At 64.1% G+C, this 1027-nt stretch carries 2 protein-coding genes; one reads left to right on the top strand and one right to left on the bottom strand.

What is annotated here, in order from left to right; genetic code table 11:
• The coding region (locus G8O24_RS44140; protein WP_210324918.1) for a hypothetical protein at positions 1-197 on the top strand (197 nt) is incomplete at its 5' end.
• Positions 198-345: 148 nt separating this feature from the next.
• Here the strand turns inward: G8O24_RS44140 and G8O24_RS42485 are convergent.
• Positions 346-1027: porin (locus tag G8O24_RS42485; RefSeq protein ID WP_188108411.1), on the bottom strand; the 682-nt coding region annotated here is incomplete at its 5' end.

Here is a 1027-nt window from a genome sequence, read left to right as displayed (position 1 = left end):
ACAGCGCCGTTCGTCTGCACGCGATTTCGGGCTCACAGGGACTACCCGCCCTGCCCATACCCCTCGTGCCGACGCTGCCGCGTCCACCGCAAACCCGGCTCGCGACACGTGACGACGTACGATCGCCCCTCAAGACCAAGCCGGGATGGGCGAAACATACGCCATTTCCGAATTTCGGTAAAGCGGAATATTTTTGATCGATGGGGTTGACGGCCGCGCGATACAGGAGCGGTGATGCGCCCCGGATGGCGCCGTCGGGCGACGAGCTCTCCGATCTGGCGGGCACGAAAAAACGCCCGGCGGTTTCCCGCCGGGCGTTCGTTCAAATCTCCGAAGAGATTGATCTTACCAGTTGCGCTGAGCGCGGAGGAGCAGAGAGATCGAGTCCTGGTCCTTCAGCTCATAGGTCGCAGCCGGCTTCGCCGTCGTGCCAGCACCAGCGTAGGCAACCGTGCCGGCATACTTCTGGTCGAGATGGGTCCAGCTGAGGTCGGCCGTGAACGTCAGGTTCTTGACCGGGGTCCAGCGGGTGACGAGACCCAGCTGGCCGATCGCGAAGTCCGGGTTGCAGCTGGTCACGCCAGCCAGGCCGCCGAACACGCCGCCAGCACCACCGGCGCCGCAGATGGTGGTCTTGGCGAGGGTACCGAACTGCGCCTGAGCGTAAGCGCCGTAGATCGACGAGTTCCAGTAGGGATCCCAGTTGTGGGTGTAAGCGCCACGGAAGCCCCAGGTCTTGACCGTCTCCTGCGAGGAGCCGGTGACGAACACCGTGTCCGGAGCGTTGGCGAAGCCGACGCTCTGGTAGGCGACGCCCGAGCTACCGAACAGCGAATAGGTGCTGCCCGACAGGTTCTGGAAGTTGTAGCGGGTCGCACCGTCGGTGTAGACGCCCTGCACGTTGATCGTGTCACCCGCGCCGGTCGGGATGTTCTTGATCGACAGAGCGAGCTGAACTGCCCAACCCCACTTGTCGTCGGGGTGGCCGGTCGGCTCGGTCGCGCCGTAATAGGCAACGTGGTTGTCA

Source organism: Bradyrhizobium campsiandrae, from assembly GCF_014529705.1.
Classification (GTDB): Bacteria; Pseudomonadota; Alphaproteobacteria; order Rhizobiales; family Xanthobacteraceae; genus Bradyrhizobium; species Bradyrhizobium campsiandrae.
This window is presented reverse-complemented; position numbering and strand designations above follow the sequence as displayed.